The sequence below is a fragment of the Chryseobacterium candidae genome (genome assembly GCF_004916905.1).
Taxonomy (GTDB): domain Bacteria; phylum Bacteroidota; class Bacteroidia; order Flavobacteriales; family Weeksellaceae; genus Chryseobacterium; species Chryseobacterium candidae.
In genome coordinates this window covers 108134-132806 of sequence record NZ_SDLV01000012.1, presented here as the reverse complement: position 1 = coordinate 132806, position 24673 = coordinate 108134, and the positions used below count along the sequence as shown (strand labels likewise).

Annotated in this window: 26 protein-coding genes; 11 read left to right on the top strand and 15 right to left on the bottom strand. The window is 35.9% G+C overall.

Translation table 11 applies throughout. The features are described from left to right. Positions 1 to 7 precede the first annotated feature (7 nt). Positions 8 to 544 carry a type VI secretion system TssO gene (gene tssO, locus EK417_RS07045; RefSeq protein ID WP_076596263.1) on the bottom strand — a complete coding sequence of 179 codons (537 nt, stop codon included), beginning with the start codon at positions 542 to 544 and terminating at the stop codon, positions 8 to 10. Positions 545 to 723: 179 nt separating this feature from the next. Here tssO and EK417_RS07040 point away from each other — a divergent pair, with 179 nt between their 5' ends. From EK417_RS07040 to EK417_RS07025, 4 genes are all read left to right on the top strand, one after another. Then, on the top strand, positions 724 to 1395 hold the full coding sequence (locus EK417_RS07040) for a response regulator transcription factor (protein WP_076596262.1): 672 nt from the start codon (positions 724 to 726) through the stop codon (positions 1393 to 1395). A 317-nt stretch (positions 1396 to 1712) separates the two neighbouring features. Next, positions 1713 to 2003 (top strand): HU family DNA-binding protein, encoded by a 291-nt coding sequence (locus EK417_RS07035; protein WP_002984212.1) that lies wholly within the window; start codon positions 1713 to 1715, stop codon positions 2001 to 2003. A 367-nt stretch (positions 2004 to 2370) separates the two neighbouring features. Next, positions 2371 to 3930 carry an Rne/Rng family ribonuclease gene (locus EK417_RS07030; RefSeq protein WP_076596261.1) on the top strand — a complete coding sequence of 520 codons (1560 nt, stop codon included), beginning with the start codon at positions 2371 to 2373 and terminating at the stop codon, positions 3928 to 3930. A gap of 617 nt (positions 3931 to 4547) precedes the next feature. Next, on the top strand, positions 4548 to 5198 hold the full coding sequence (locus tag EK417_RS07025) for a response regulator transcription factor (RefSeq protein ID WP_228457903.1): 651 nt from the start codon (positions 4548 to 4550) through the stop codon (positions 5196 to 5198). Between the two features lie 272 nt (positions 5199 to 5470). Here the strand turns inward: EK417_RS07025 and EK417_RS07020 are convergent, their stop codons facing one another. From EK417_RS07020 to EK417_RS06995, 6 genes are all read right to left on the bottom strand, one after another. Next, positions 5471 to 6982: a carboxypeptidase-like regulatory domain-containing protein gene (locus EK417_RS07020; protein ID WP_136521728.1), complete on the bottom strand. Its 1512-nt coding sequence runs from the start codon at positions 6980 to 6982 to the stop codon at positions 5471 to 5473. A gap of 11 nt (positions 6983 to 6993) precedes the next feature. Next, positions 6994 to 8358: a CsgG/HfaB family protein gene (locus EK417_RS07015; protein ID WP_136521727.1), complete on the bottom strand. Its 1365-nt coding sequence runs from the start codon at positions 8356 to 8358 to the stop codon at positions 6994 to 6996. Between the two features lie 24 nt (positions 8359 to 8382). Continuing rightward, positions 8383 to 8793 carry a curli production assembly/transport component CsgF gene (locus EK417_RS07010; RefSeq protein ID WP_136521726.1) on the bottom strand — a complete coding sequence of 137 codons (411 nt, stop codon included), beginning with the start codon at positions 8791 to 8793 and terminating at the stop codon, positions 8383 to 8385. Positions 8794 to 8804: 11 nt separating this feature from the next. Further along, entirely contained in the window at positions 8805 to 9539 is a 735-nt protein-coding gene (locus EK417_RS07005; protein ID WP_228457902.1) for a CsgE family curli-type amyloid fiber assembly protein, read from the bottom strand. Between the two features lie 7 nt (positions 9540 to 9546). Beyond that, positions 9547 to 9945 carry a hypothetical protein gene (locus EK417_RS07000; protein ID WP_136521725.1) on the bottom strand — a complete coding sequence of 133 codons (399 nt, stop codon included), beginning with the start codon at positions 9943 to 9945 and terminating at the stop codon, positions 9547 to 9549. A 115-nt stretch (positions 9946 to 10060) separates the two neighbouring features. Beyond that, on the bottom strand, positions 10061 to 10879 hold the full coding sequence (locus EK417_RS06995) for a hypothetical protein (RefSeq protein ID WP_076596256.1): 819 nt from the start codon (positions 10877 to 10879) through the stop codon (positions 10061 to 10063). A gap of 481 nt (positions 10880 to 11360) precedes the next feature. Here EK417_RS06995 and EK417_RS06990 point away from each other — a divergent pair, with 481 nt between their 5' ends. Genes EK417_RS06990 through EK417_RS06975 form a run of 4 tightly spaced genes read left to right on the top strand, consistent with a single transcriptional unit; the run spans position 11361 to position 14619 of the window. Beyond that, positions 11361 to 11990: an NUDIX hydrolase gene (locus EK417_RS06990; RefSeq protein WP_136521724.1), complete on the top strand. Its 630-nt coding sequence runs from the start codon at positions 11361 to 11363 to the stop codon at positions 11988 to 11990. 27 nt (positions 11991 to 12017) lie between these two features. Further along, entirely contained in the window at positions 12018 to 12821 is an 804-nt protein-coding gene (locus EK417_RS06985) for a lysophospholipid acyltransferase family protein (protein ID WP_076596254.1), read from the top strand. Between the two features lie 16 nt (positions 12822 to 12837). After that, entirely contained in the window at positions 12838 to 13275 is a 438-nt protein-coding gene (locus EK417_RS06980; RefSeq protein WP_110367873.1) for a hypothetical protein, read from the top strand. 6 nt (positions 13276 to 13281) lie between these two features. Then, a complete protein-coding gene (locus EK417_RS06975) occupies positions 13282 to 14619 on the top strand; it encodes a UDP-N-acetylmuramate--L-alanine ligase (protein WP_136521723.1) in 1338 nt (445 codons plus the stop codon). 75 nt (positions 14620 to 14694) lie between these two features. Here the strand turns inward: EK417_RS06975 and EK417_RS06970 are convergent, their stop codons facing one another. The 7 genes from EK417_RS06970 to EK417_RS06940 form a co-directional block, all read right to left on the bottom strand. Further along, positions 14695 to 15753: an NAD(P)H-dependent flavin oxidoreductase gene (locus EK417_RS06970; protein WP_136521722.1), complete on the bottom strand. Its 1059-nt coding sequence runs from the start codon at positions 15751 to 15753 to the stop codon at positions 14695 to 14697. A 153-nt stretch (positions 15754 to 15906) separates the two neighbouring features. Next, positions 15907 to 16611: a DNA alkylation repair protein gene (locus EK417_RS06965; RefSeq protein ID WP_076596250.1), complete on the bottom strand. Its 705-nt coding sequence runs from the start codon at positions 16609 to 16611 to the stop codon at positions 15907 to 15909. 101 nt (positions 16612 to 16712) lie between these two features. Continuing rightward, positions 16713 to 17588: an aldo/keto reductase gene (locus EK417_RS06960; protein WP_136521721.1), complete on the bottom strand. Its 876-nt coding sequence runs from the start codon at positions 17586 to 17588 to the stop codon at positions 16713 to 16715. A gap of 489 nt (positions 17589 to 18077) precedes the next feature. Next, complete coding sequence (locus tag EK417_RS06955) at positions 18078 to 18932, bottom strand: glycine betaine ABC transporter substrate-binding protein (protein WP_076596248.1); 855 nt, start codon at positions 18930 to 18932, stop codon at positions 18078 to 18080. A gap of 1 nt (position 18933) precedes the next feature. Next, entirely contained in the window at positions 18934 to 19761 is an 828-nt protein-coding gene (locus EK417_RS06950; RefSeq protein ID WP_110367868.1) for an ABC transporter permease, read from the bottom strand. 1 nt (position 19762) lies between these two features. Next, positions 19763 to 21013, bottom strand: a complete 1251-nt coding sequence (locus tag EK417_RS06945) for a quaternary amine ABC transporter ATP-binding protein (RefSeq protein WP_136521720.1) — start codon at positions 21011 to 21013, stop codon at positions 19763 to 19765. Positions 21014 to 21531: 518 nt separating this feature from the next. Beyond that, positions 21532 to 21897, bottom strand: coding sequence for a DUF1304 domain-containing protein (locus EK417_RS06940; RefSeq protein WP_076596245.1), 366 nt, complete (start codon positions 21895 to 21897; stop codon positions 21532 to 21534). Between the two features lie 65 nt (positions 21898 to 21962). Between EK417_RS06940 and EK417_RS06935 the strand changes: the two genes are divergently transcribed. The 3 genes from EK417_RS06935 (at position 21963) to EK417_RS06925 (ending at position 23482) form a co-directional block, all read left to right on the top strand. After that, entirely contained in the window at positions 21963 to 22535 is a 573-nt protein-coding gene (locus EK417_RS06935; protein ID WP_136521719.1) for a Crp/Fnr family transcriptional regulator, read from the top strand. 63 nt (positions 22536 to 22598) lie between these two features. Continuing rightward, positions 22599 to 23030, top strand: a complete 432-nt coding sequence (locus EK417_RS06930; RefSeq protein ID WP_168801942.1) for a DoxX family protein — start codon at positions 22599 to 22601, stop codon at positions 23028 to 23030. 8 nt (positions 23031 to 23038) lie between these two features. Then, positions 23039 to 23482, top strand: a complete 444-nt coding sequence (locus EK417_RS06925; protein ID WP_062675364.1) for a carboxymuconolactone decarboxylase family protein — start codon at positions 23039 to 23041, stop codon at positions 23480 to 23482. A 436-nt stretch (positions 23483 to 23918) separates the two neighbouring features. Here EK417_RS06925 and EK417_RS06920 read toward each other — a convergent pair whose 3' ends face one another. Beyond that, positions 23919 to 24671: a type 1 glutamine amidotransferase domain-containing protein gene (locus EK417_RS06920; protein ID WP_228457901.1), complete on the bottom strand. Its 753-nt coding sequence runs from the start codon at positions 24669 to 24671 to the stop codon at positions 23919 to 23921. Positions 24672 to 24673 lie beyond the last annotated feature (2 nt).

The window sequence follows — 24673 nt, the reverse complement described above, 5'->3', positions numbered from 1 at the left end:
TTTCTTTTTATCTTCTTCTTTTACTTCCTGTGAAATTTCTTGTAGGGTCTTTTCTAAGTTCATTATTGGTTACTTTGATCTTTCCCATACATTCATCAAGATCTCTCAACACTGTTTTCTTCTGATATTCCACTTCAATGATCCTGGCTTTTAAATTCATCATGGGTACAATCTGTTTCATCAGTACAGCATAATGTTTAAAGCTTTGTACACTGTCTTTACCCATAATATTTTTAGCATCTCTCACATTATCCATAATACTGGTTCTGAGAAATACTTCATTCTCCACCTTATTAATGCTAAGCTGGTTCATTTTGTCGTAAATATCATCAATGTGGTCCTTAAGTACATCACTTCGAAGCATCAGTTCTTTATAAGCTTCTGCTTCACGGCTAATTCCTTCCCGTTGTATATCATAACTCTTAAAGAAGAGAAATAAGCAAGTAAAAGATACAGCCGACAAAACGACAAATGACAGAATAAACTTCCAAATGCCCGTTCTGACGTCAGATTTGTTTAATTTTTTTTCCCTGTTAGAAGACATAATTTGCGATTTGTTTGGCCTGTGAAAATATAAAAAAAAAAATTTATGCACAATACGTAATTTCCCCAAGCCTGTTTCGTGAAAACCCTGATTAAATTAATATTAATTTTCACTTTGATAAGTTTTTCATAAATTAGACCTTTAAATTTCAAATATCATTCGCCAAATCGATATTAAGAATGAGTAAAATATTATCTAATACCGTACGTTTTTCCATTGCTGACAGTGATTTTTATTTTAAAAAAATAATGATCAAAACACTTATGGAAAATCCTTTCTATATGCTTCTGAATGACTGTAACAATGGGCATGAACTGGTAAACAGAATCTACAGAAGACAGGAAGATGTGTTCATTATTGAACTCTTCATGCCGGTATTAAGCGGAATTGAGGCCATAAAGTACATCAGAAAAAACAATACGGAAACACCCATCATTACCTATTCCGGCACTTATCAGGAAGATATGGCCGAGATCCTTTCAAAAATTCCTAATATCTATTACTGCCAGAAAAAAAGTACAATCATAAAGGATATCATTAAAGGAAGTATTGCTTCTGAAGACTTTGACTATCAGGCTTATTCCAAAGAATGGGAGCAGCAGCCTCTTGCTGTACAGGAGTATATGGACAGGCAGAAGAAAGGACAGGAGGAGCTTTCACCGGCAGAAATACAGCTTATGAGATTCTGCTATGAAGGATTAAGCAATAAAGAAATTGCAGAAAAACTTAATCTGAGCACCAGAACCATAGATACCTACATCAACAGGCTTACAGAAAAGCTGGGATTAAAAACCAAGCTTCACCTTATCCGTTTCTGTGTGGAAAACGGATATTATAATTCCAGTTTATAAAATTTCTGATTTCAGTTAAAAAATTCAATTACGGGTTACAAATGAGGGTAGATACGAGGATATTAAAATATTATGCTCAAGGTTAGAAAGCGTTGTAAAGCCTGCTATAACCAGCATTTATTAAATTTTATTCATTAAATTTTCATACCTTTATCCGGTTACATTATTTTATTGTTAAATTATTATCACCCGCCCTTAATATAGTGTATACATAAAAAGTCCAACTCTTTGAATAAAAATATTTTGCCACTAATTTGCTAGTATTCAATTTTTTTAACTAAATTTGCACACCTAAAATTTAAAATTAAAATAAGGAAATGACAAAGGCAGAATTGGTAAACACCATCTCAAATAAGTTGGGAACAGAAAAGAATGAAACACAGAAAGTTGTAGAAGCTTTTATGCAGGAGATCAGAACTTCTATGTATAATGGGGATAACGTTTATCTAAGAGGTTTTGGATCTTTTATCATTAAAACAAGAGCTGCTAAAACAGGAAGAAATATTTCTAAAAACACTGCAATTGAGATTCCTGCTCATAACATTCCTGCTTTCAAACCATCAAAATCTTTTGTTGAGAAAGTAAAAACTAAAGTTGCAGTAAAATAAGAACATTAACTGAATATTAACTAGTTACTAAAAAATTAAAATTATGCCAAGCGGAAAGAAAAGAAAAAGACACAAGGTTGCAACTCACAAAAGAAAGAAAAGAAGAAGAGCAAACAGACATAAGAAAAAATAATCTCTTTTTTTCGAGATTTACAATATAATAATATAGTTGGTGGATTTAAATTTTTAAAGTTCACTAACTATATTTTTGTTTGCAACTATAAGATTCCGCGGAAAACGGAGGGTTTCAAATATTATTTTAATAAACATATAATGGTTTTCATTCAAAATCCTTATATTTAATAGATGAATTAATCGATAAAAACATCCACTTCCTATAATCTTAACAATTTTATCTTATTAAAAAATGAAGAAAGAACTAATAGTTTCGCATGAAGATGATCTTACAAAGATTGCGCTGCTGGAAGACGGAAGACTATGTGAACTTCATGAGCAAGAAGACAAAAGCGATTTTATAGTTGGAGATCTGTTTATAGGAAAAGTAAAAAAACTGGCACCCAATCTGAATGCAGCATTCGTGAATATCGGATACGACAAAGATGCATTTCTGCATTATCAGGACCTGGGGCCTCAGTATCTTACATACAAAAAGTTTTTAAAAGATACTATTTCTAAAAAACAAAGCACTTCGAGCTTAAAAAATTTCGAGATACAACCCGAAATAGACAAAAACGGAACGGTAGACAAAGTGATCGTAAAAGATGACCTGGTACTGTTACAAATTACCAAAGAACCAATTTCTACCAAAGGTCCCAGAATTTCTACCCAGATTTCACTAACAGGGCGATTTCTGGTTTTAATTCCTTTCGACAATAAAGTTTCTATTTCCAAAAAAATCAGAAGTTCTGAGGAAAAAGAAAGGTTGAGAACCCTTATCGACAGCATTAAGCCTGAAGGATTCGGAGTAATCATCAGAACTGTAGCGGAGGGAAAAAAAGTAGCAGATCTGCATAATGACATGAACCAGCTGGTTCAGAAATGGGAAAGCACTTTCAAAAATATCCAGAGAAATAAAGTTCCGTCTAAAGTTTTAAGCGAAGAAGACAAAGCTTCAGCTATTTTAAGAGACAATTTTAACCAGGACTTCGTGAATATCATTTGTGATGATGAGCAGATGGTGACCGAAATGAAGAATTACATTGAAGTAATTGCGCCTGAAAAGAAAAATATTGTCCAGTTTTATGATTCTCATATTCCGCTTCTGGAATATTACAATGTTGAAAAACAGCTTAAACAGAGCTTCGGGAAACATGTAAACATTCCGAGTTCCAAAGGAGCTTATCTTGTTATTGAACACACAGAAGCACTTCACGTTGTGGACGTCAACTCCGGAAACAATATTACTACCGGAACGGCTGTCAACAAAGAGCATGCACTGAAAGTGAACAAAATGGCTGCTACAGAAATTGCAAGACAACTCCGCCTCCGCGATATGGGAGGTATTATTGTTATCGATTTCATAGACATGCCGAATTCTGATCACAGAAGAGATCTCTACGAGCATCTGAAAGAGGAAATGAAGCGCGACAAAGCTCGCCACAAAATCCTTCCTCCTAGTAAATTTGGCCTGATCCAGATTACCAGACAGAGAAACCGTCCGGAAAAACAGATCGAAACCAAAGAAGAAAACCCGAACAAAGACGGAGAAATTGTAGCTCCTATTGTTATCGTGGAAAGAATGGGTGAAACCCTAAGAAACATCCTGCAGAAAGAAAAAGGAAAGATCTACCTGCATGTACACCCATTTGTGGAAGCCTACCTTACAAAAGGCATTAAAAGTATCCAGATGAAATGGTTCATGAAATACAAAAAATGGGTAACCATTGTTCCGAGAGATTCTTTTAAATATTTAGAATACAAAATCTACAATGCCAAAAAAGAAGAATTGATAGAATTCTCTAATTAAAAAATTTAAAGAGGCTGTCTCAAAAGTCAAACAATCTGGCTTTTGTCATTCTGACGAAGGAAGAATCTCATTGATAACCAAACATATGAGATTCTTCACTACATTTCATTTCGTTCAGAATGACACTTTTGAGACAGCCTCTTTTTTGTTTTGTATTTATAAATATAAAATATGATCTACCCTTTAAGTTTTGGCTGAAACCGATAAATTTTAATGACAAGATCTTTTATCTTTTGATAAAGCACAGGTATTATGGCAGAAAAAGCCAGTGGAATTGGTTATTTTAGAGAAGTTACCCTGCCTCCTGCGGCAATAATTTATGAAAGAAAAGCAGAACAGCTACATCATAAGCTAATTCTGATAATTTTCCGGTAAAACATATCCCCAGCATGTTATTTATATAGTACCACGTTTCAAAATAAACTCTAAAAAAGATCATTAATATTAGGTTTTAACAATAATAACTCCAAAAAACTCTACAGAAAGAGAATTATTTAATGAAAAATCAATAAAAATAACATTTTACTAACAATAAAAACATAATAATTTTAAAATATTTATCAATTTTAATTAAAATGTAAAGTTTTTTTCCTATTTTTATATAAACAAAACAGACCATGATGAAACCAAGATTGACCATTTTTGATGAACCCATGCTGTATACAGAGGGATTATCAAGACTACTTTCACAAAGTAATATTTTTAGCACTATAGATATTTGTAATTCTTTAGAAAACCTCTCCAAAAATTTAAAAGAAACGCCCCCGGAAATGCTTGTTATGAGTTCCAATATGCTTATGCTTTCGGAAATCTGCAAGTTGGTGGAAAGTATTATTTCAGAGCATAAAAATACCAGAATCACAATCATTGGAAACTCATATGATGTAATTGACATCCGAAAACTCTTCAACAAAGGGATTAAAGCTTATCTCGATAAAAATTGTACCTACGATGAATTTCTTAAATCCATTAATGTTTTGCTTCTTAATGAGATCTACATCTGCGATCATGCAAAGGAAAGAATGATCAATTTTATCAGTAATGAAGAGGGCAAGCCCAACCCACACATCAAAGAACCTCTCACCCGTCGCGAAATGGAAATTCTTAAACTCATCTGCGACGGATGCAGCAGTAAAGATATATCAGAAAAATTATTTATCAGTATCAATACGGTAGAAACACACCGAAAAAGAATTCTTTTGAAACTCAATGCGAAAAACTCAGTCGGAATTGTAAAATATGCAATAGAGAATCATATCATCGACTGAAAGACTTCCATGAATTACTCAAAAAATTCCAGACTTTGTAAAGCCTGGAATTTTTTTTACTCCTGATTTTAATTCCAATAATTCTTCAGGGAAATTTTTATTGATACATACAATCAAAATCTATAAGGTAAAAAGTGAGGCAGAGAAATAAGAGACTTAACAATTAAAAAAGTATTTAATTCATTTTAAATTTATCTCTAATGGGTACAGATCATCTCTCCCACCTCACTTTACAACTAAAACCTTGGACTTTGAGCGCTAAACGTTATATATTATTCATAATCCGGCATTTCTCCATTACTAAACAGTATTACCCTTGTAAGATCAGTCATCGTACTATTGAGGTCAACTACCATTATATTTCTTTGCGAAATATTATCGTTGGAGGTATTCATAAAGATAATCTGAGCATTGTTCGGGGAGAATCTTGGATCGAGATCATTAGTTCCCATTACTTTTTCGCTTTCTGCAGAAATATCACTTACAGCATCTGTAATAAGGTTATAGATAAAGATATGTGAATCCAGCTGACGGTAATTTCCGCTTCCGTCCAAATATCCGGAAACATCACGGGTAAAGAGAAGAAGCTGTCCGTCAACCGAGAAGTTCAAACCTCCGCTGGCCCCTGCTGTACCAGACAATACAGTTTTAAGAACGGCACCATTGACATCGATCACATAAATTTTAGTGTTATATCCGTTATAATCATTGGTTTTCAATGCTATTTTACTACCGTCGTAGCTCCAGTCGCATTCCGAGATCATACTTCCATCCGGAGTTGTATACACTAAGCTCAGACCGCTTCCATCTTTATTAATTCTGTAAAGTTTATTAAAGTTGGAATAAATAAGTTCCTTACCATTTGTACTCCATGCGAAGTCCATTTCATAATTATTGAAACCTGCAACAGCAACAGTTGTTACTTTAAAAGGATTGGAACCATCCGGGTTGGCAGTATAAAGATGGGTACTTCCCCCTTCTGTACGAAGGAATGCAATGAGGCCGGCATTATTGTTTTTCCGTGGCCGCCAGCTATTATAGGAAGAATTGGTAAGCTGGAACTTATTTCCCTGGTCATCACTGGAAATGATCACAAAGTTTCCATTTTGTTTCTGAACGTAATGATACCGGTTGGCCGGAACTGTATTGGTGGTGAATTTACTGATAGAGCTTAAAACTGGCTGGTGAATGCCGTCCGAAACAGACACCTGCCAGAAGTAACTTACACCAAACTTCAGATTTGATAGCGTATAATGGTTTGCTGTCAAATCATTAACCTGAATCACATTAGTGTCAAGATTATTTTTAATTGTCAAACTGTATTTTAAGACATCCGCTGTATCAGGATCTGTTGCGCTCCAGGTTAATTCGACGCTCAAGGGTTGATTTACTGCGTTATCTATCGGACTTAGCAACTGGGGTGTAGCGGGAGGAGAATTCAATGAAGTATCATCATCCATCTCAAAAACTACCGTTACTACCTGATTTTGAGTTTGAATATTGACTGACTGAAAGCTTGTAATATATCCTGAAAGTTCTGCTTTTACAGAATAATTCCCCACTGGCATGGCAGGGATCTCAAATGAACCGTCTGTACCGCTGAAAACAGTTTGTGTCGTAGGATTAGTGAAAATTTTCACGTTAGGAATCGGCACATTACTGCCTCTTTTCACGACTTTTCCTTTTAACATTCCTGTTTGAGCCTGTTCCACAAGGTCTTCATTGCATGAAAACAGACAAAAAGCAAAGATGAATATGCTGAATATTTTAATTATAGTTTTCATAGTTCGTGTTTTTATTTGTTTCCGAAGTAAAAGTTGATTCCTATTCCAAAGCGCAAAGCCTGATCTTTTCTTTTCCCATTAACAAGACCTTCCCAGTCGTCTTTGAAACCAAGGTCATATTGTGCGGAGGCTCTCAGTGAAAAATTCCGGCTGATCATATATTCCAGTCCGCCACCGAACTGTGCTTTATATTGAGGTTTATATTTTGAATACATCGCTCCTGCTCCACCGTATACAAATGGGCTGAATCTGTATTTCGGAAAAAGGATGTATTCCAGATTCACTTCAGGACCGAAGTAGTTTCTTTTTACAATATTTGAATTTTCAAGCGTAAAATAGCTTGCGTTCAGTTCCATATTCAGATAGGGAGTAAGAAAATATTTAAATCCTATTTTTCCACCAACATTCATCTTTGGACTTACATAGTCATCTTTAACTTTCTGCCCTTCCACATTCGCAAATATGGATACTTTCTGTCTGTAATCCTGCGGATATCTGCCTCCAACAACTCTGTCATTATTTTGCTCCTGCTCTCTGTTATATTCGTTGATTAAGCTTTGATATCCTCCATTCTCATCTATTGCTTTCCCCCATATTTTATCTCTGATCCCTTCAACAATCAGAGCTTTTACAGCCTTTTCTATCGCTTCTGTCACGGCGAGCTGAACAGGCTCATTTTGAGTAAGCCCTACTTCAGCTTCCAGTAGTCTTTCCGTATCAATATATCTGAAAAAGCTTCCGTTAACACTGGTTGAAAGAATGGTTTTAGAAGTATAAACCGTTTTAAGAATTTCTCCGTTAAGGGTAGAGACAGCACGGAGATAGATCGTAATTCTGTCCTGGCGGTACTGCGTGGAAGCACCGATTCCGAAATACCTTGCTCCAAGTCCTCCGGTCAGAATATTGCTGTCGTATGAGATAACGCCGCCTTCAAGAAGAATCCCGGCATATAAAAGAGGGGGAAGTGATTGATTGTTTTTGTCTGCATCCTTGATGTATTCCTGTCTTGTGGAACGGATGATCTGTCTTTCATTAAGTAGATTGGCAATATTTTCTCTTTCAATAGGGATAAACCAGCGGCTGTCTTCTAATGCTTTAATGAGAATGGTAGTCGTTCCCTGAGGGACTGCCGTACTCCAGTTGTTTCCATTTTCGGAAGGTTTATACTGGCCGGTCTGATCTCTGAATTTGTAGACTCCTATTACAATCTTTTCTTTGGGAAGCGGAAGATTTTTCAGTTCCGCAGTGGAAGAAGTAACCTCTCCCATTGTTGGCTTTTCGGGATCCGAAGGTAAGCCAAATATTGAACTACAGGCCTGCATAATGCATAGCAGGAAGGTGCAGAAAAAGATTCTGGTATAAGTGTAGGTTGTCATGGTAAGTTTATTTTTAGTGATTTCCTATTTCGGAATTACGATCTCGGACTGATCGCCATTGCTGGTATCCAAAATATTGATTAAAAGTCCCTGATTAGTATTGGTAATTTGCAGATAAAGGGATCCGAAAAGGTAATTTCCGGGTTTTATGTTTCCATCACCAAACTGTTCATCAAACAGTTTTCTTGAAAGCTCACTGAGAATTTGTCTGTTAAGACTCTGGGTAAAACTATCAAGGGAATTCACACGATCCAGCAAATTGCTGTAATCATTTTTTTCATCAAACGGGTTCTGTGCATTAGCAGAGCTTAAAAGCCACTGGTAATTAAATGTATCTCCTCCGAAAGCAGGATTTACCGGCTTATAGACGAGCTGCTGAGCTTTTCCGTAGAAAACACCCGCAATACATATCAAAATAATGATAAAGGTTTTCATGGCGGACATTTTTAATAGATAAATTCATTTTTTATAAGATTTTTTTTGGCATTAAATTCTTTGATGTATTTTAAGCTATAACCTAGCTGTTCTTTTAAATATTCCTCTGCCGGATTGGTCATAAAACTGTAAATAATTTTATCTTCCATCTGAATATTAATCTGACCACTTGTTCCACGGAGAGGAAGTTCTGAAATAGTAATTACGCTGCTGCTTTTATCGGGAAGCTGACTGTACTGCATGTAAAACATATCATAAAAGTCTTTTCCTACTTTGGTTTTTGTATCATCTATAGTAAGCCCTCTGAGTTCGTAAGCAGCATCTTCTTCTATCTTAGCTGTTTTTTTCTTAAAAAGATCACTGTTCATTTCCAGACTGTCTTTGGCAATCAGCTTCTGGGTTTCTTCATCCCTGATGTAAAGGAAAGCTTTAAGAGCATCTTTTGATTCGAGATTCACATTGATTTCCGATAATACCTTTACTTCATTGGGGTTGACAGAAAATTTACCATTCTGCTGATTATTGGAGAGATTTCCGCCATTCCCTTTTTTAATAGAAACCAAAAGGTAATTCAGTTCTTTATAAACAGCGGTGTTATTGATTACTACAGCTTTCAACCTGACCTGGTTTTCAAGGAGACTGCTCTCTATCCTGGCGTTTACTTTTTTATCTTCCTGCCCATAAACCCATACAGACAGGAAGGTAAAAAATGTACCCAGGCTGAGGGAATATAAAATTTTCATCATTTGTGTTTTAATAGTTTCTCATGAAAACTGTTTTATTATCTCCTTTTACATTAATCTGAATTCCATCCGAAATACTGTTGCTTCCTGTAACATCAATAATATTATTATTTCCCTGTGCAGTAATGGCAGCTTTTGCTTCTTTATCTGTGAATGAATTGATAAAATATAGGGTATTAAAATCTCCAAGCTGTTTTACTACAATATTCGTTCGGGCGTTAACGGAAAGTTCGGCATTATTATAGTCTCCCATCTGAATAATACCGTATCCATAAGAACTCTGATCTTTCTGCTGCATGGCTATAAGATTAAAGATTGTATTACTGTTTATCTTATCCCAGTCTATTTCCTGTGCATGTAGTGGCAAGAATGTAAAAAGAGCCAAAACACTCCATCTTAAGTTAAACATAGCTTGTTTATTAAAGTTTCATGAATAACAAATCTGTCAAACTGAAGGTAAAAAGGAGAAACACTGTAGTTTCTCCTTTACAATTTCTAAGATTTACAGTATTTTGTTATAGGACTTAATTCGACTGGTTCACAATCATTGAGTTTCCATTACCCATCTGAGTTCCTACATGAACCTGGCTAACACCACTCTGAGCTACCCAGGTAAAGTTACCATTACCCATCTGAAGATCAATAGCTGAGTTTGAATCTCCTATCTGGAACTGATAAAGCTGGTTGGCATTACCTACCTGAAATCCTGAAGAACTGTTATCATCCCCTACCTGAACTGAGGCAGCAATATTACCTGTACCAACTTGTACGTGAGTAGCACTGTTATCATTACCATCCTGATACTGAACAAGAACGTTATTATCACCTAGCTGAAGAGCGCCAGCATCATTTCTTCTTCCCAGCTGAACCTGATAAGCGGCATTACCAATACCTACCTGAATAGCAGAAGCATCATTTCTTCTCCCATCCTGATATTGAAAAACTGAGTTCCCTAATCCAATCTGTACTGAAGAAGCATCATTTCTTCTTCCGGTCTGAGTTTGTTCTGTAGAGTTAAGTACTCCTAACTGCCATGTTGAAGCAGAGTTTCTGTTTCCCGTCTGCATCACTTCATTTGAGTTCCCAATACCCACCTGGTCTACATCTATAGAGTTTCTGTTTCCGATACTTTGTGCATTATTGACATTTAAAATTCCTATCTGGTCGATATCTGCGGTATTACGATTCCCTGTTTGTGTAAGAGAATTCATGTTCAAAAGACCAGTTTGGTCTACTGTAGCAACATTTAAGTTTCCTGTCTGGGTAGTCACATCAATATTGAATTGTGCGAATCCGAAACTCATTGCAAATAGTGTAAGTACACCTGTAAGTAAGTTTTTCATCTTAGTAAAAATTAATTGGTTAATAGTAAGGCAAAGTTAGCTTGCCCATCAAAATGAAAAACCACCATCAAGGTGTAAATTTTGAAAATCACGGTTTCCAGTTGCTCATGTCATTATTTACCGTTACAAAAAAACATCGTTACAAAATATTGGTTTACAGTAAAATCCAATAACAGTGAATATTAAATTCTCTTGTATTATGATCTTTTCTAAGTAAACCCGACCTTTTATCTGTTCAAAACATCACAGCCCAGGGTTTTAAGCCTTTTTTTACAAACTGCATTCAAATTTATTTTATCAACCTAAAATCAATTTTGAATTAAAAATTAAAGATTAAAAATTGCAATTCTTTGTATTTTATCATCAATGATATCGCATTGGGATTAAGAGGCAAAAATTTTCGGCTACACTACAGTGTTTCTCATAGGTTAATTAATGTTAAGGCACTTATTTCTTCAAGATATATTGCTAAATTTGAGCTATGGAAAATTTTGGAAAAGATTTATTGAGACAAATAAAAAGCGTGGAACTTCCCGGTGAACACGCCCATGGAGTATTCTCACCTCCCTACCGTCCCGTTTTTACTTATGATGAAGTATTGTCAAAGAATCCCAAATTTGCAGCTGTTAATATTGTTTTATATCTGAAGGACAACGAATGGTATTTTCCATTGATTCAAAGAACGATTAATGAACACGACAGGCATAGCGGGCAGATATCCCTGCCTGGAGGAAAGCGTGAGGAAATGGACAGAGATTTTGCTGAAACAGCCGTTCGGGAAACCTCTGAAGAAATCGGAATAGATAAACATTATGTAAGGATCATCAGAGAAATGTCACCTATCTATATTCCGCCGAGCAATTTTTATGTATATCCCTATATCTCTTATACTAAAAAAAATCCGGCCTTTGTTCTTCAGCAGACGGAAGCTGTAGAAACCATTGAATTTCCCATCACTTCCTTTTTAAACCTGTCAGACACCCCGGAAATTATGGCTCTGCCAAGTACAGGCGGACATGAAGTTCCGGTTATTAATTTCAACGGATACATCATTTGGGGTGCTACAGCGATGATATTAAGTGAATTCAGTCAGTTGCTGAAAAAAATGTAACTTTGCACTACCGTGTTTAATTGAGAGATGGCGAAGAAAAATATTTTCACCGATGCATTCGGAACACCTTATTTTTTGAAAAGGTTTATTATTTTTATATTAGGAGTTGTATCATACAGAAGATTCAACGGCTTTAATAAGTTAAAAATAACCGGCACAGAACACCTTGTGGATCTTCCGGACTCTAACGTACTTTTTGTATCCAACCATCAGACCTATTTTGCAGATGTGGCTGCAATGTACCATGCCTTCTGTGCTGTAAACAACGGATATTTAAATACGATAAAAAACCCGATCTACCTACTGAACCCAAAGATTGATTTTTATTATGTAGCAGCTGAGGAAACTATGAACAAAGGTATTCTTCCTAAAATTTTCAAAATTGCAGGGGCTGTAACAGTAAAAAGAACCTGGAGAGCTGAAGGGAAAAATGTCAACAGAATGGTTGACATGAGTGAGGTAGATAATATTATGAAAGCATTGGACAATGGCTGGGTAGCTACTTTCCCTCAAGGAACTACATCAGCTTTTGCACAGGGACGAAGAGGAACTGCCAAATTGGTGAAAAACCAGCGTCCTATTGTAATTCCAATCAAAATAAACGGATTCAGAAGAGCTTTTGATAAAAAAGGACTCCGCGTAAAGGTAACCGGTGTAAAACCTACGATGGAATTCAAAGCTCCTTTGGATATTGATTATGATAATGAAAAAGCACCGGAAATTTTATTGAAAATTATGACAGCCATTGAGCAGACAGAAGATTTCAATCTATTACACAGTTATGATGAAGAACTTAAAGCTAAAAAATTAGAAAAGGACTCAAATAATTAAAGTAAATAGAAAAATTATGAAAAAAATACTTGGAATATTATTCGCAGTCATAGTATTAGTTTCATGCAACAGCCAAAAAGTATATTCGGATTTCGATATCAGCTATTCGAAAAGCGGAGGCTTTGCTCCGGCATATGAAAATCTGCTTATAAAGGGCAATAATGTACACTACTCTTTTGAAGGACAGGGAAAGAAATATAAGCAGGATTTTAAAATTTCCGATGAAGATTTAAAGAAACTGGATCAGGTTCTTTCTCAGAATAATTTCAGAAGAATACAGGAAGACCGTAAAAAATTGTACGACAATATTTCAACGTCCATCAATGTAAAGAAAGGTCCTAATGAAGGCAGTAAATCGGATGCGAGTATGATTATTCCGAATTACCAGACCAACTGGAACAATATTGTTGAAGCTTTCCAGCAAATCATTAATACTAATGTTAAAAAACAGTAAATACAATTGAAAACCCACTTCATTGCCATTGGCGGAAGCGCCATGCATAATCTCGCCATCGCATTAAAAGACAAAGGATATCAGGTGACAGGTTCTGATGACGCTATTTTTGAGCCTTCAAAGTCCCGATTGGAAAAGAAAGGAATTCTGCCCGAGGAAATGGGCTGGTTCCCGGAAAAGATCACTCCGGATATTGATGCTGTCATCCTTGGGATGCATGCACATCAGGATAATCCTGAGCTGGCAAGAGCAAAAGAACTGGGCCTGAAAATATATTCTTATCCTGAATTCCTCTACGAACAGTCTAAAAATAAGACAAGAGTTGTCATTGCAGGATCACATGGTAAAACAACCATTACTTCAATGATTCTCCATGTTCTGAATTTCCATCAGAAAGATGTGGATTTCATGGTAGGCGCACAGCTTGAAGGTTTCGACTGTATGGTAAAACTGACTCAGGATAATGATTTTATGGTGTTGGAAGGTGATGAATATCTTTCTTCTCCTATTGATCTTCGTTCGAAATTTTTATTGTATCAACCCAATATCGCTTTAATGAGCGGTATTGCATGGGATCATATCAATGTATTCAAAACATTTGATGATTATATTGAGCAGTTCAGAAAGTTTGTGGCAAGCATTACGGCAGGCGGAGTTCTTGTGTATAATGAAGAAGATCCGGAAGTAGTGAAAGTAGTGGAAAATGCAGAAAACTATTTTAGAAAGATTCCTTATAAAACACCAGAATACGAAATCAACAATGGTAAAGTATATTTAAAAACCGAAATGGGAGATGTGCCTCTTTCTGTTTTTGGAGCACACAATCTTCTGAACCTTGAAGGTGCAAGACATATCTGCCAGCAGCTTGGTATTATGGATGAAGATTTCTATGAGGCAATCATGAGTTTCAAAGGAGCATCCAAGCGTCTTGAAAAAGTAGAAAGAGAAGACAAAGGAATTCTTTACAAAGATTTTGCCCATGCACCAAGTAAAGTGAAAGCAGCTGTAAAAGCCTTTGCAGAGCAATTTAAAAATGATAAGAAATACGGATTCCTGGAGCTTCATACCTATTCCAGCTTAAATCCTGCTTTCCTTGAACAATATGACCACGCCATGGATGGTTTGGAAGAAGCCATTGTTTTCTACTCTGAAGATGCATTGAAGATCAAGAGAATGGATCCTATTTCTCCTGAGTTTATCAAAGAAAAATTCAGGAATGAAAATCTAAGGGTTTTCACGAATGCTGAAGATCTTCATGCCTACTGGAATACATTAGATAAAACGGATGGTGTTTATTTAATGATGAGTTCCGGGAATTTCGGCGGATTAGATTTAACAAAATAAATAAAAAGCTTCAGAGTATATCTGAAGCTTTTTTACTAAGTTTTGTAATTTCCGTCCCATTAAAAACGTCAGAATTTATCTTTCAGATTCTTTGATCAGGTTTTTCAGAATTTCTTCTGTGGAAAGTTCACTGTATTGGTGGATAGACTGCCCTACCCATATTCCTACAAATTCAGGATTTTGTAGAGCTTTAGCTGCTTTTCTCAGGGCATTCGTAAGTTTGTTCTGATAAGGATAAGGTAAAATATATTCTGAGTTTTCAACTGTTTCTATAAACTGATTTTTCACTCCTCTGGCATACCTTCCGGAGAAACTCTTCGTTAAAACAATTTCGTCTTCTGTTACTTTTTTCAATCGTTCTTTTTCAAAAGGCAAAAGAGCACTTTCCTGAGAAGTTAATAGAAGATTTCCAACCTGAAAACCTTGCGCACCTAAGTCTTTCACAGCCTTTAATGTTCTTGCTCCGTAAATTCCTCCTGCATAGATTAAAGGAACATTTACCTGATCAAAGATCTGCGATAGTAAAGATAAACCTCCGATCTGTGGAATATTTTCTGCTTCAAAACTTCCTCTGTGTCCTCCAGCTTCTATTCCCTGAACACAGATGATATCAATACCGGATTTTTCAAGAAATAAAGCTTCCTTCACAGAAGTACAGGTTCCGATAAGGATAACACCATTTTCCTTTAATTTCTGAATACTCTGATCCTCCAGATTTCCAAAAGTAAAACTTAATATTTTACAATTTTCTTCAATGATAGCATCCACCTGTTCACGATAACCGTTGACTCTGATTTCTTCAAAATCCGGAAGATGTACTTCAATACCATTGTCTTTGGCCAGCTGCTCAATAAATTGCTTGGTTTTACTATACTTTTCTTTTAAAGCATCCGTCACTTCAGGAATTTGATGGACAAATATATTGGCAGCAAACGGTTTATCAGTCAGTTTTCTTGTTTCCCTGATTAATTCCACAGACTGGTCTGCAGAAAGGTCAGCCAGCGCCAAAGATCCGAGGCAGCCTGCTTTTGTGGCTGCTAATGCCATCTTTACCGTGCTCACTCCAAACATTGGAGCCTGAATTACAGGATATTCTACACCTAGTTTTCTACTGATTGTATCCGGCCAAAACATAAGAATTATTTTTTATTAAAATGTACGAAGAACAAAGCAATAGTTTTTGTTCCAAGATATGATATTGCTCACTATTTATTCAAAGTTCAAGGTTCAATGTTTAGAGTTTAAGGTTGTTGATCAACTTCTATTCTATATTAAATGAATAAAGATTTACTTTTTCTTCCTGAGTTCTTTGTAGAATAATTTTAATTCCGGATCCAGTTTTTCTGTTGCGTAAGAAAATGTAACGGCAGACATTGTTTTTACATAAGCAGTGAGAAAACCGTGTAATTTCTTTTTGTCTTTTTTTCCGGCTTCCCGAATCCAGCTTCCTACAGCTTTATTCACAAGCTCGTTTGGATCGTGAACAAGGATTTCCGCTATGGCAAAAGTGTCTGCTACCTCATTTTTCCGAATAAATGCATGAGTGCTTACGATGGCTGTTCTTCTTTCCCATGGACTGTCGGAATCAGCAAGTTTGTATAAAATGTCTCTCGGTTTATCAATAAGATATTCTCCAATAATACTTCTGGCAGCTCTGTCTACAAAATCCCAGTTATTCAAACGGTCATGGCGGTTGAGATAGAGATCAAAAAGGGCTTTCTTATGGTCTTCAGACGTTTTTTTACTTCTCGCCTGAAAATCCATGATGCTTACCGCTCCCATTCTTACCTCATAAAAATCACTGTCAAGAAGCTTATTGATTTCCTCCAGAGACATCTCCGAAAATTCTTTAGCCGTAGAAAAAACATCTCCGAATTTCGTCCCGAAACTCTTGGTAATACCATCATTTCCTTTGAAAAACTTCTCAGCTTTATTAAGCTCTTTTTCATTTTTAAATAATGCGAGTGTTTCTATGAATTCTTTTGCAGTCATGGTTATATTAATTTAAAAATCCCGCAGATCTCACAATAGCTCAGATTCGTAGATCTGTAAATTTGTGAAAGCTGCGGGATGTATTTTTTATAAATTCCAGATTAAATATCCGCTACGGAATTTAACATTTTTTGCTCCCATTCAGGATCTTTAGGATCAAAGAATAATCTTTTCCCAGTATCTAAAGAACGGACAACATTCATTTCATCTTCTGTCAGTTCAAAATCAAATACATTAAAGTTTTCTTCAATTCTTGAAGGGGTTACAGATTTTGGAATCACGACAAATCCTTCCTGTAAGTGCCATCTCAGAATAACCTGTGCTACTGTTTTTCCATATTTCTCTGCAATAGCTTTCAGATCAGGATTGCTTAAAAGATTCGCATTACCGTTTCCTAGCGGGCTCCAAGGTTGAGTTACGATATTATTTTCTCTGTCATACACCTGCAGTTCTTTCTGCTGAAATACAGGATGCAGTTCAATCTGATTGATAACCGGTAAAACAGTTGAGTTAGCTTTCAATTCCTCCAGTTTTTCTACTGTAAAATTGCATACTCCAATCGCTTTGATTTTTCCTTCGTGGTATAATTCTTCCAAAGCTTTCCATGTACCCAGAAAATCTCCGTATGGCCAGTGGATAAGATATAGATCAAGATAATCCATCTGCAATCTGTCTAATGTTCTCTGAAAAGCACTTTTCGCCTTTTCATATCCATGATCCTGAACCCATACTTTGGAGGTGATAAACAGTTCGTCTCTGTTAATGCCACTATTTCTCACAGCAGTACCTACCGCGGTTTCATTCTGATAAATAGCCGCAGTATCAATCATTCTATATCCCGTCTGAATAGCTTTGATTACTGCATTTTCACATTCCTTCAGATCTTCCATCTGCCATACTCCGAATCCTAAAGCCGGAATATCCACTCCGTTATTTAATGTTACCACTGGCTGCCCTGTATAGGTTTTCTTTTGCATAAATCTTTATTTTAGTTATTAATATAAAGTGATGAACAAATTTGCGATAAAAAATTGAAAATTATGCTTACCAATTTTACTGTTTTTCTTCTAAGAAAAGTATTTTATTAGCTCCGGAACAGGTTAAAAAATGTAAAGTTGTAGAGTTGGTTATTCTGATTAATCAATTTTATCGAGGATAAAAATCTTTGCGCCTTATGTATCCATCTTTAGAAAGATTTCTTGCACCCCTTTGCGATTTTCCAACTTTAAAAGTTTTTTTCTTTCCCACAGATTATACAGATCCTAAATATTTTTTCTTTAATGTATTTTTGAAATTTGTGAGATCCATTCCAGTCTTCAATTTTTTACATGATTAAATCTTTTAATTATTTAATTCTGACCATCATCAGGAGAAAATCAAAGAATCAATGAATTCTTCTGATCTATAGATAAAAAGTCCTCATACCCGTTTAGAGTTGAGGATTTTAAATACTACCAAATTGTTTATTAATTTTTATCTAACCATGATTGTACCAATTCAGCGTGATCTTCTACCCATTCTTTGGCAGTGGTTTCTTTATTTTTACTCTGTTCCATTTTCATTAAAAGATCAGACATATTTTCATCATCAAAATGAACTTTGGAAAAGAATTTTGCCAGCTCCGGATGATCTTTAGCAAAGCTTTTTCTGGAATAGGTTTTAATCTGTTCTGCTTCACCAAATATCTTTTTGGGATCATCAAGAAACTTAAGTTTCATTTTACCAAACATCCAGTGGGGCTGCCATCCCGTTACCACAATCCATTCCTTACGTTGGATAGCGTTCTGTAATTCGGTGATCATGGCAATGGTAGAGGAATTGATCTGTTGATAATCCAGCTGATAATCAATAATAGCTTTATCTGTTCCGGTGGTTAATCCGGCTCCTTTTTCAATTCCAATAATTCTGTGACTGAACTGATCCTTCTGCTGATTAAGTTCTTCAATGGATTTAATCGGGACATATTCCGGCACAACCAATCCTATGCGGCCGTTATCGTAATTGGTTCCAAGATGAGTCAATCCCGGAAATTTTGCCAGTTTTTTAGCGTGGGTGTAAGGAAGCCAGACTCCCATGAAAAGGTCTGTATCTTCATTATTCATCGAAGCCAGGATCATATCCGTAGAAGCTTTTTGAATAATAACATGATAACCTTGTTTGTCAAGAATGGCTTTAGCAACATGCGTCATGGCAACATCTTCTGCCCAGCCGTCTACCATGCCTATGGTGATGTATTTTGATTTTTTTATGTTTTCACACGAACTTAATGCTGTTAATATGAACATTAAAACGGGCAAAAACAGATATTTAAATTGTTTCATCTTATTGCTTTTTCTTTACAAATCCCTGGGTAATACGGTCCAGGATAATGGCCAAAATCACTACGGATAAACCACTTTCAAATCCTAATCCGATATCCAGATTATTAATTCCTTCCAGTACTTTCTCTCCCAAACCGCCTGCTGCAATCATTCCTGCAATAACCACCATGGATAAGGATAGCAGTATGGTTTGATTGATTCCCGTTAAAATCGTTTTCATCGCTAAAGGAAGTTCAACTTTGAACAGGATCTGGCGGTTGGTAGCACCGAAAGCCCTTGCCGCTTCTACAATGTCTTTCGGAACGGCTTCAATTCCCAATGTTGTTAATCGAACTGCTGGTGGCATGGCAAAAATGATGGTTGCAAAAGCACCCGGTACTTTACCGATACTGAAAAACAGTACAGCCGGAATCAGGTAGACAAATGCGGGCATAGTCTGCATCAAATCCAGCAAAGGACGAATGATTTTGTCTGCTATTTTGCTTTTCGCAGCTAAAATTCCCAAAGGGATAGAAAGGATAAGAGCGGTAATGGTGGACACAAAGATAAGCGCCAGCGTTTCCATAGTTTCTTTCCATAGTCCCATAAGAAATATTAAACTCAGTCCGGCTGCGGTTACCACAGCGATTCCTTTTCCGGCTTTCCATAATGCCAAAAGGGTAAAAAAGAGAATGATTACATAAAAAGGAGTGTTTGTTAAAACCCATTCAATTCCCATAATGGAAGAGTTTCCCAGATGTTTTATGACATCAAATACAGGCTTTCCGTTTTCTGTGAGCCAATTGATTGCAGTTTCTACATATTGGCCTATATCTATAGTTTTATTCATCTTATTGGTTGTTTGCGATTTCTTTTAATTCTATGATCTCTTCTTCATTAAACTTGGTGGCTTCTATGACAAGTGATAACTGGGTAACAAGACCTAAAAATTTATTGTCTTCATCAATTACCGCAATGGCTGATTTACTTCCGGAAATCAACGGCAGCATTTCTTCTACCGTCACTTCGGGATACACTGAAGGAACATTACTGTTGATAATTGATTCTACCGTAGGTTCTTTCTTTTTGGCAATGCGTACCACATCATTAAGGGTTACAAAACCAAGAAATTTATTCTGAAAATCTACTACAGGCAAATTTTCCAGGCCTGTAGCTCTCATCTTTCTTAAAGCACCTTCAGGACCATCTTTTCTGAAACGTACCACCGTAGCTTTGTCGAACATTAAAGATCTTGCGGTGATAATCGTTTTACGGTCTACTTTCTCTACGAATGCTTTTACATAGTCGCTGGCAGGATTGGTTAAAATATCTTCGGCCGTTCCTATTTGTTCTATCACCCCATCTTTCATGATGACGATACGGTCTCCGATTTTAATGGCTTCGTCCAAATCGTGGGTAATAAAAACAATGGTTTTTTGTAATGTATTCTGCAGTTCAAGCATTTGATCCTGCATTTCAGATTTTATTAATGGATCGAGTGCGGAGAAAGCTTCATCCATCAGTAAGACTTCAGGATCGTTAGCCAAAGCTCTTGCCAATCCCACTCTCTGCTGCATTCCTCCTGAAAGCTGGGAAGGATACTGATTTTCAAATCCGTTTAAACCTACAATATCCAATGCTTTCTGTGCTTTTTGGTCACGGGAAGCTTTGTCTTCCCCTCTGATTTCCAAACCGAAACCAGCATTATCTAAAATAGTATGATGAGGAAGTAATCCGAATTTCTGAAATACCATACTCATTTCCGTTCTTCTTACTTCCAGCAGTTCCTTGTTGTTTTTACTGGTAATGTCATCATCATTGATGAATACTTTTCCTGAAGTGGGTTCATTCAGCCTGTTAAGACAGCGTAATAAGGTAGATTTCCCGCTTCCTGACAACCCCATAATGACAAAAAATTCTCCTTCATAAATTTCAAAACTGGCTTTGTTGATTCCTATGGTGCAGCCCGTTTTTTCAAGAATTTCTTTTTTGGAAAAACCTTTATCCAGAAGTTCCTGTGCTTTTTCTTTGTTTTTACCAAAGATGATCGTCAGGTCTTCCACTTTAAGTTTTACTTTTCGAGTGTTTTTATTTTTTTCCATATTCAGAATTTTTCAATTAATAATTTGATATAAAAAATTGTACACCAATTCATTATATACATTTAGCTTTCGTTGTTCTGCTGTTGAGAATAGGATAAAATAATTTGCTGAGCTTTTAGTGATAAAAAGCTTTAACAAAAAAAATAATACCATAAAGACCTGATGGACTTATGTTTATTTTAAATATGTCAATAGATTATACTCTAGAAAAAGAGTGCATTATGTAAAAAGAAGCTTATCTTTTACATAGATTCTACAATTAAATTACTGATGAGGTAATTACAGATATGTGTACTGAACAACTTGAATGGCTACATTTGATCAAAATGCTTGCCAGCATCAAAAAACTGTATATCAATTTTTTATGACGGTGCAAATTTACGGATTTTATATTAAATGGATTTTTACAGATGTAACTAATTGAATTTCAATAATATTCACAGATTGAAATTCACAGTAATTTTTCTCTTATAACTAAAGTCAAGAGAAGATTAATATTGCCGGTAGGATCCGGTAAATTATTTCAGTAAAACAGCAATAATGGCAAGAATAGCAGGTAAAGCCTGAACGAAAAATATTTTTCTAGCAGCAGAAATTGCGCCATAGATTCCGGCTACGACTACACACCCTAAAAAGAATAGAGCTATATTTGCCTGCCATTGCGGATCTTTAATCAAAAATGACCAGATTAATCCGGCTGCCAAAAAGCCATTGTAAAGTCCCTGATTGGCAGCAAGTCCTTTGGTAGGTTTAAACATTTCTGCAGGCAGGGCTGCTTTAAAAACTTCCTTTCCTTTGGTTTCCCATGCAAACATTTCCATCCAAAGGATATAAAGATGTTCCAGTGCAACAACAGCGATCAGAATTTTAGCAACAATTTCCATGATTCAATATTTTTCTCATTGTAAAACTAAAAAAATAAAGTTAAGTTTGAGTATTAATTTGTAAGATGGACTCATTCAAATCACATTTAAATAAATTCATTACTGTAACTGACGAGGAGTATATTTCTATTGCATCCTTTTTTAAGGTAATGGATGTGAAAAAGAAACAAAATCTGGTGCTGGAAGGAGAAATCTGCCGGACGATGTATTTTGTGGTGAAAGGATGTCTGAGAAAATTTTTTATTAATGAAAAAGGGGTAGAACAAACTACGGAATTCGCTATTGAAAACTGGTGGATGACGGATACATTTGCCTACGAAAGACAGATATCAACGGACTTTTCAATACAGGCGGTAGAGCATTCTTCTATTCTGGTGATTGATCTTGAGCGTCAGGAAGAATTGTTGAAAAAACATCCCGTAATGGAGCGCTATTTCAGGATGATCTACCAAAGGGCGTATGCCGCTTCAGAACGCAGAATCCGGTATTTGTATGAAATGTCCAGAGAAGAGCTTTTTATGCATTTCAGTACATTATATCCTTGGTTTATTCAAAGAATCCCTCAATATCTTATAGCTTCCTTTTTGAATCTTACTCCGGAATATCTGAGTGAAATCAGAGCAAAATTACGATCTTAAACCAGTTTAAGTTTTTTACGGATCAGAAGCCGGAAATTTGTCATGTGATTAAAAGCTAATGCAATGACAGATCAAAAAAATCAATTTCCACAACTTTTTTTAAGACTGGCTCTTGCCGTTACCATGCTTTCTGCAGTGGCAGACCGATTCGGCTGGTGGAGCAAAGAAAATTCATCATGGGGAAATATGGAGCGTTTTAAAGAATATGCAAGACAGCTTACTTTTTTCCTTCCTGAAGCCTTAAGTACGTTTTCAGCGTATGCGGCTACCTTCTTAGAAATCCTTTTTCCTTTGATGCTGATTTTGGGATTTAAAACAAAAATTGCGGCCTTTGGAAGCTGTATCCTGCTATTGATTTTTGCCCTATCCATGACTATTGCATCAGGACCCAAGGCCTCACTTAATTATTCTGTATGGGTGGGAAGTGCTGCCGCACTTTTACTGGCAGTACAGCAACATTATTCTTTAAGTATAGATCAATTAACCAAAAAATAATACATATTATGAGCGCAAGATTGAATATTGCAACAGTAGATTCCGCAGCCTATAAAGCAATGCTTGGATTGGAAGGGTATTTACAAACTATTTCTTTAACACACATTCAGAAGGAGCTGATTAAAATCAGAGCTTCACAGATCAATAAATGTGCGTTCTGCCTTGATATGCACACTAAAGATGCCATCAAATACGGAGAAAATCCTCAAAGAATATTTATTCTGAACGGATGGACAGAAGCTAAAGAATTTTTCACTGAAGAAGAGCAGGTGCTATTGGCAATGACAGAAGAAATTACGCTGATCAGTGATAAAGGATTAACTGAAGAAACGTATCAGAAAGCAAAGTCATTCTTTGATGATAACCAGATTGCTCAGATCATTATGGCGATCATTACCATCAATGCCTGGAACAGAATTGCAGTAAGTACTCATCTTCCGATTGCAAAATAGTGAAGTCTGGAAGATGGAAGTCAATGAAGACTGCTTCATCTAAGGTTGTTTACTTTATTTTAAAACGGCCTTTCAAATTTTGAAAGGCCGTTTTAATGCAAGATGCAAAGTGAGAGTGTAACACCGTTTGGGTATTAATTCTAAAATAAATTCTAAGGTTGATTTTTATTTTTTAAAGCGGAATTACATTGTCTCTTCGTTTCTCAGATATAAGAGTTGTTTAAACTTTACCAAACCACAAAAGTTACAAAGGTTTCATTTTAAAACACTTGAGTTCACTTAAGTAAGTTTAAAATGATACCGCAGAAAAGTTCACACAAGATGAAAATCAAAGATTTTCACAAAACTTAGGTGTACTTATTACGCATAAGGCCTGGTTCTGAAAAAACTTAAGTATTTAAAAACTTTTGTGCTTTTTGTGGTTAAAAAGTATCTGTTATTTCTTTAATTCTTTCAGAATAGCTTCTCCAACGCTTTTTGCAGACTGTGGATTCTGTCCTGTAATCACTCTTTGATCTGTTACCACATGATTCTGCCAAAGTCCTGATTTTTCAAACTTTGCTCCTCTTTCTTTGAGCTTATCTTCCAGTAAGAAAGGAACAACATTGGTTAGTTTTACTTCAGATTCCTCTTCATTGGTAAAAGCATTGATTTTCTTTCCGTCTACAAGATATTTCCCGTTATTCAGTTTGATATTCACCAAACCTGCAGGGCCATGGCATACACCGGCTACAATTCCTCCGTTTTCATAAATCCTGGAAGCTATATCTGCCAGTTCCTTATTGTCTGCAAAATCCCACATAGCACCGTGTCCTCCTGCATAAAATATCGTTGAATATTCTTTTGGATTAATCTGAGATGGGTTCATAGAATGATCAATCTTGTTTTTGTATTCTTTATTTTCCCAGAATTCTTTATTTACGGGGTCTTTCAGATCAAAGCCGTCTACCGGAGGAGTTCCGCCTTTCGGGCTTACAAAATCAATTTCGTATCCTGCTTTGTGAAGAACTTCCCAGGGATGAGAAACTTCACCCAGATAATATCCTGTGTCTTCACCGGTACTACCTTTTTTATCATGACTGGTAACAACGAATAATATTTTCTTTTTCATATTCTTTGATTTTTTGGTTTGTGCCTGAGCGAATCCTAGTGTAAAGACCGCAAGCATTAAAAATGCTAATTTTTTCATTA

Coding starts and splice junctions, on each gene's coding strand:
- tssO (WP_076596263.1), bottom strand. CDS start 544: ATGTCTTCTAACAGGGAAAAAAAATTAAACAAATCTGACGTCAGAACG.
- EK417_RS07040 (WP_076596262.1), top strand. CDS start 724: ATGAGTAAAATATTATCTAATACCGTACGTTTTTCCATTGCTGACAGT.
- EK417_RS07035 (WP_002984212.1), top strand. CDS start 1,713: ATGACAAAGGCAGAATTGGTAAACACCATCTCAAATAAGTTGGGAACA.
- EK417_RS07030 (WP_076596261.1), top strand. CDS start 2,371: ATGAAGAAAGAACTAATAGTTTCGCATGAAGATGATCTTACAAAGATT.
- EK417_RS07025 (WP_228457903.1), top strand. CDS start 4,548: ATGATGAAACCAAGATTGACCATTTTTGATGAACCCATGCTGTATACA.
- EK417_RS07020 (WP_136521728.1), bottom strand. CDS start 6,982: ATGAAAACTATAATTAAAATATTCAGCATATTCATCTTTGCTTTTTGT.
- EK417_RS07015 (WP_136521727.1), bottom strand. CDS start 8,358: ATGACAACCTACACTTATACCAGAATCTTTTTCTGCACCTTCCTGCTA.
- EK417_RS07010 (WP_136521726.1), bottom strand. CDS start 8,793: ATGAAAACCTTTATCATTATTTTGATATGTATTGCGGGTGTTTTCTAC.
- EK417_RS07005 (WP_228457902.1), bottom strand. CDS start 9,539: ATGATGAAAATTTTATATTCCCTCAGCCTGGGTACATTTTTTACCTTC.
- EK417_RS07000 (WP_136521725.1), bottom strand. CDS start 9,945: ATGTTTAACTTAAGATGGAGTGTTTTGGCTCTTTTTACATTCTTGCCA.
- EK417_RS06995 (WP_076596256.1), bottom strand. CDS start 10,879: ATGAAAAACTTACTTACAGGTGTACTTACACTATTTGCAATGAGTTTC.
- EK417_RS06990 (WP_136521724.1), top strand. CDS start 11,361: ATGGAAAATTTTGGAAAAGATTTATTGAGACAAATAAAAAGCGTGGAA.
- EK417_RS06985 (WP_076596254.1), top strand. CDS start 12,018: ATGGCGAAGAAAAATATTTTCACCGATGCATTCGGAACACCTTATTTT.
- EK417_RS06980 (WP_110367873.1), top strand. CDS start 12,838: ATGAAAAAAATACTTGGAATATTATTCGCAGTCATAGTATTAGTTTCA.
- EK417_RS06970 (WP_136521722.1), bottom strand. CDS start 15,753: ATGTTTTGGCCGGATACAATCAGTAGAAAACTAGGTGTAGAATATCCT.
- EK417_RS06965 (WP_076596250.1), bottom strand. CDS start 16,611: ATGACTGCAAAAGAATTCATAGAAACACTCGCATTATTTAAAAATGAA.
- EK417_RS06960 (WP_136521721.1), bottom strand. CDS start 17,588: ATGCAAAAGAAAACCTATACAGGGCAGCCAGTGGTAACATTAAATAAC.
- EK417_RS06955 (WP_076596248.1), bottom strand. CDS start 18,932: ATGAAACAATTTAAATATCTGTTTTTGCCCGTTTTAATGTTCATATTA.
- EK417_RS06950 (WP_110367868.1), bottom strand. CDS start 19,761: ATGAATAAAACTATAGATATAGGCCAATATGTAGAAACTGCAATCAAT.
- EK417_RS06945 (WP_136521720.1), bottom strand. CDS start 21,013: ATGGAAAAAAATAAAAACACTCGAAAAGTAAAACTTAAAGTGGAAGAC.
- EK417_RS06940 (WP_076596245.1), bottom strand. CDS start 21,897: ATGGAAATTGTTGCTAAAATTCTGATCGCTGTTGTTGCACTGGAACAT.
- EK417_RS06935 (WP_136521719.1), top strand. CDS start 21,963: ATGGACTCATTCAAATCACATTTAAATAAATTCATTACTGTAACTGAC.
- EK417_RS06930 (WP_168801942.1), top strand. CDS start 22,599: ATGACAGATCAAAAAAATCAATTTCCACAACTTTTTTTAAGACTGGCT.
- EK417_RS06925 (WP_062675364.1), top strand. CDS start 23,039: ATGAGCGCAAGATTGAATATTGCAACAGTAGATTCCGCAGCCTATAAA.
- EK417_RS06920 (WP_228457901.1), bottom strand. CDS start 24,671: ATGAAAAAATTAGCATTTTTAATGCTTGCGGTCTTTACACTAGGATTC.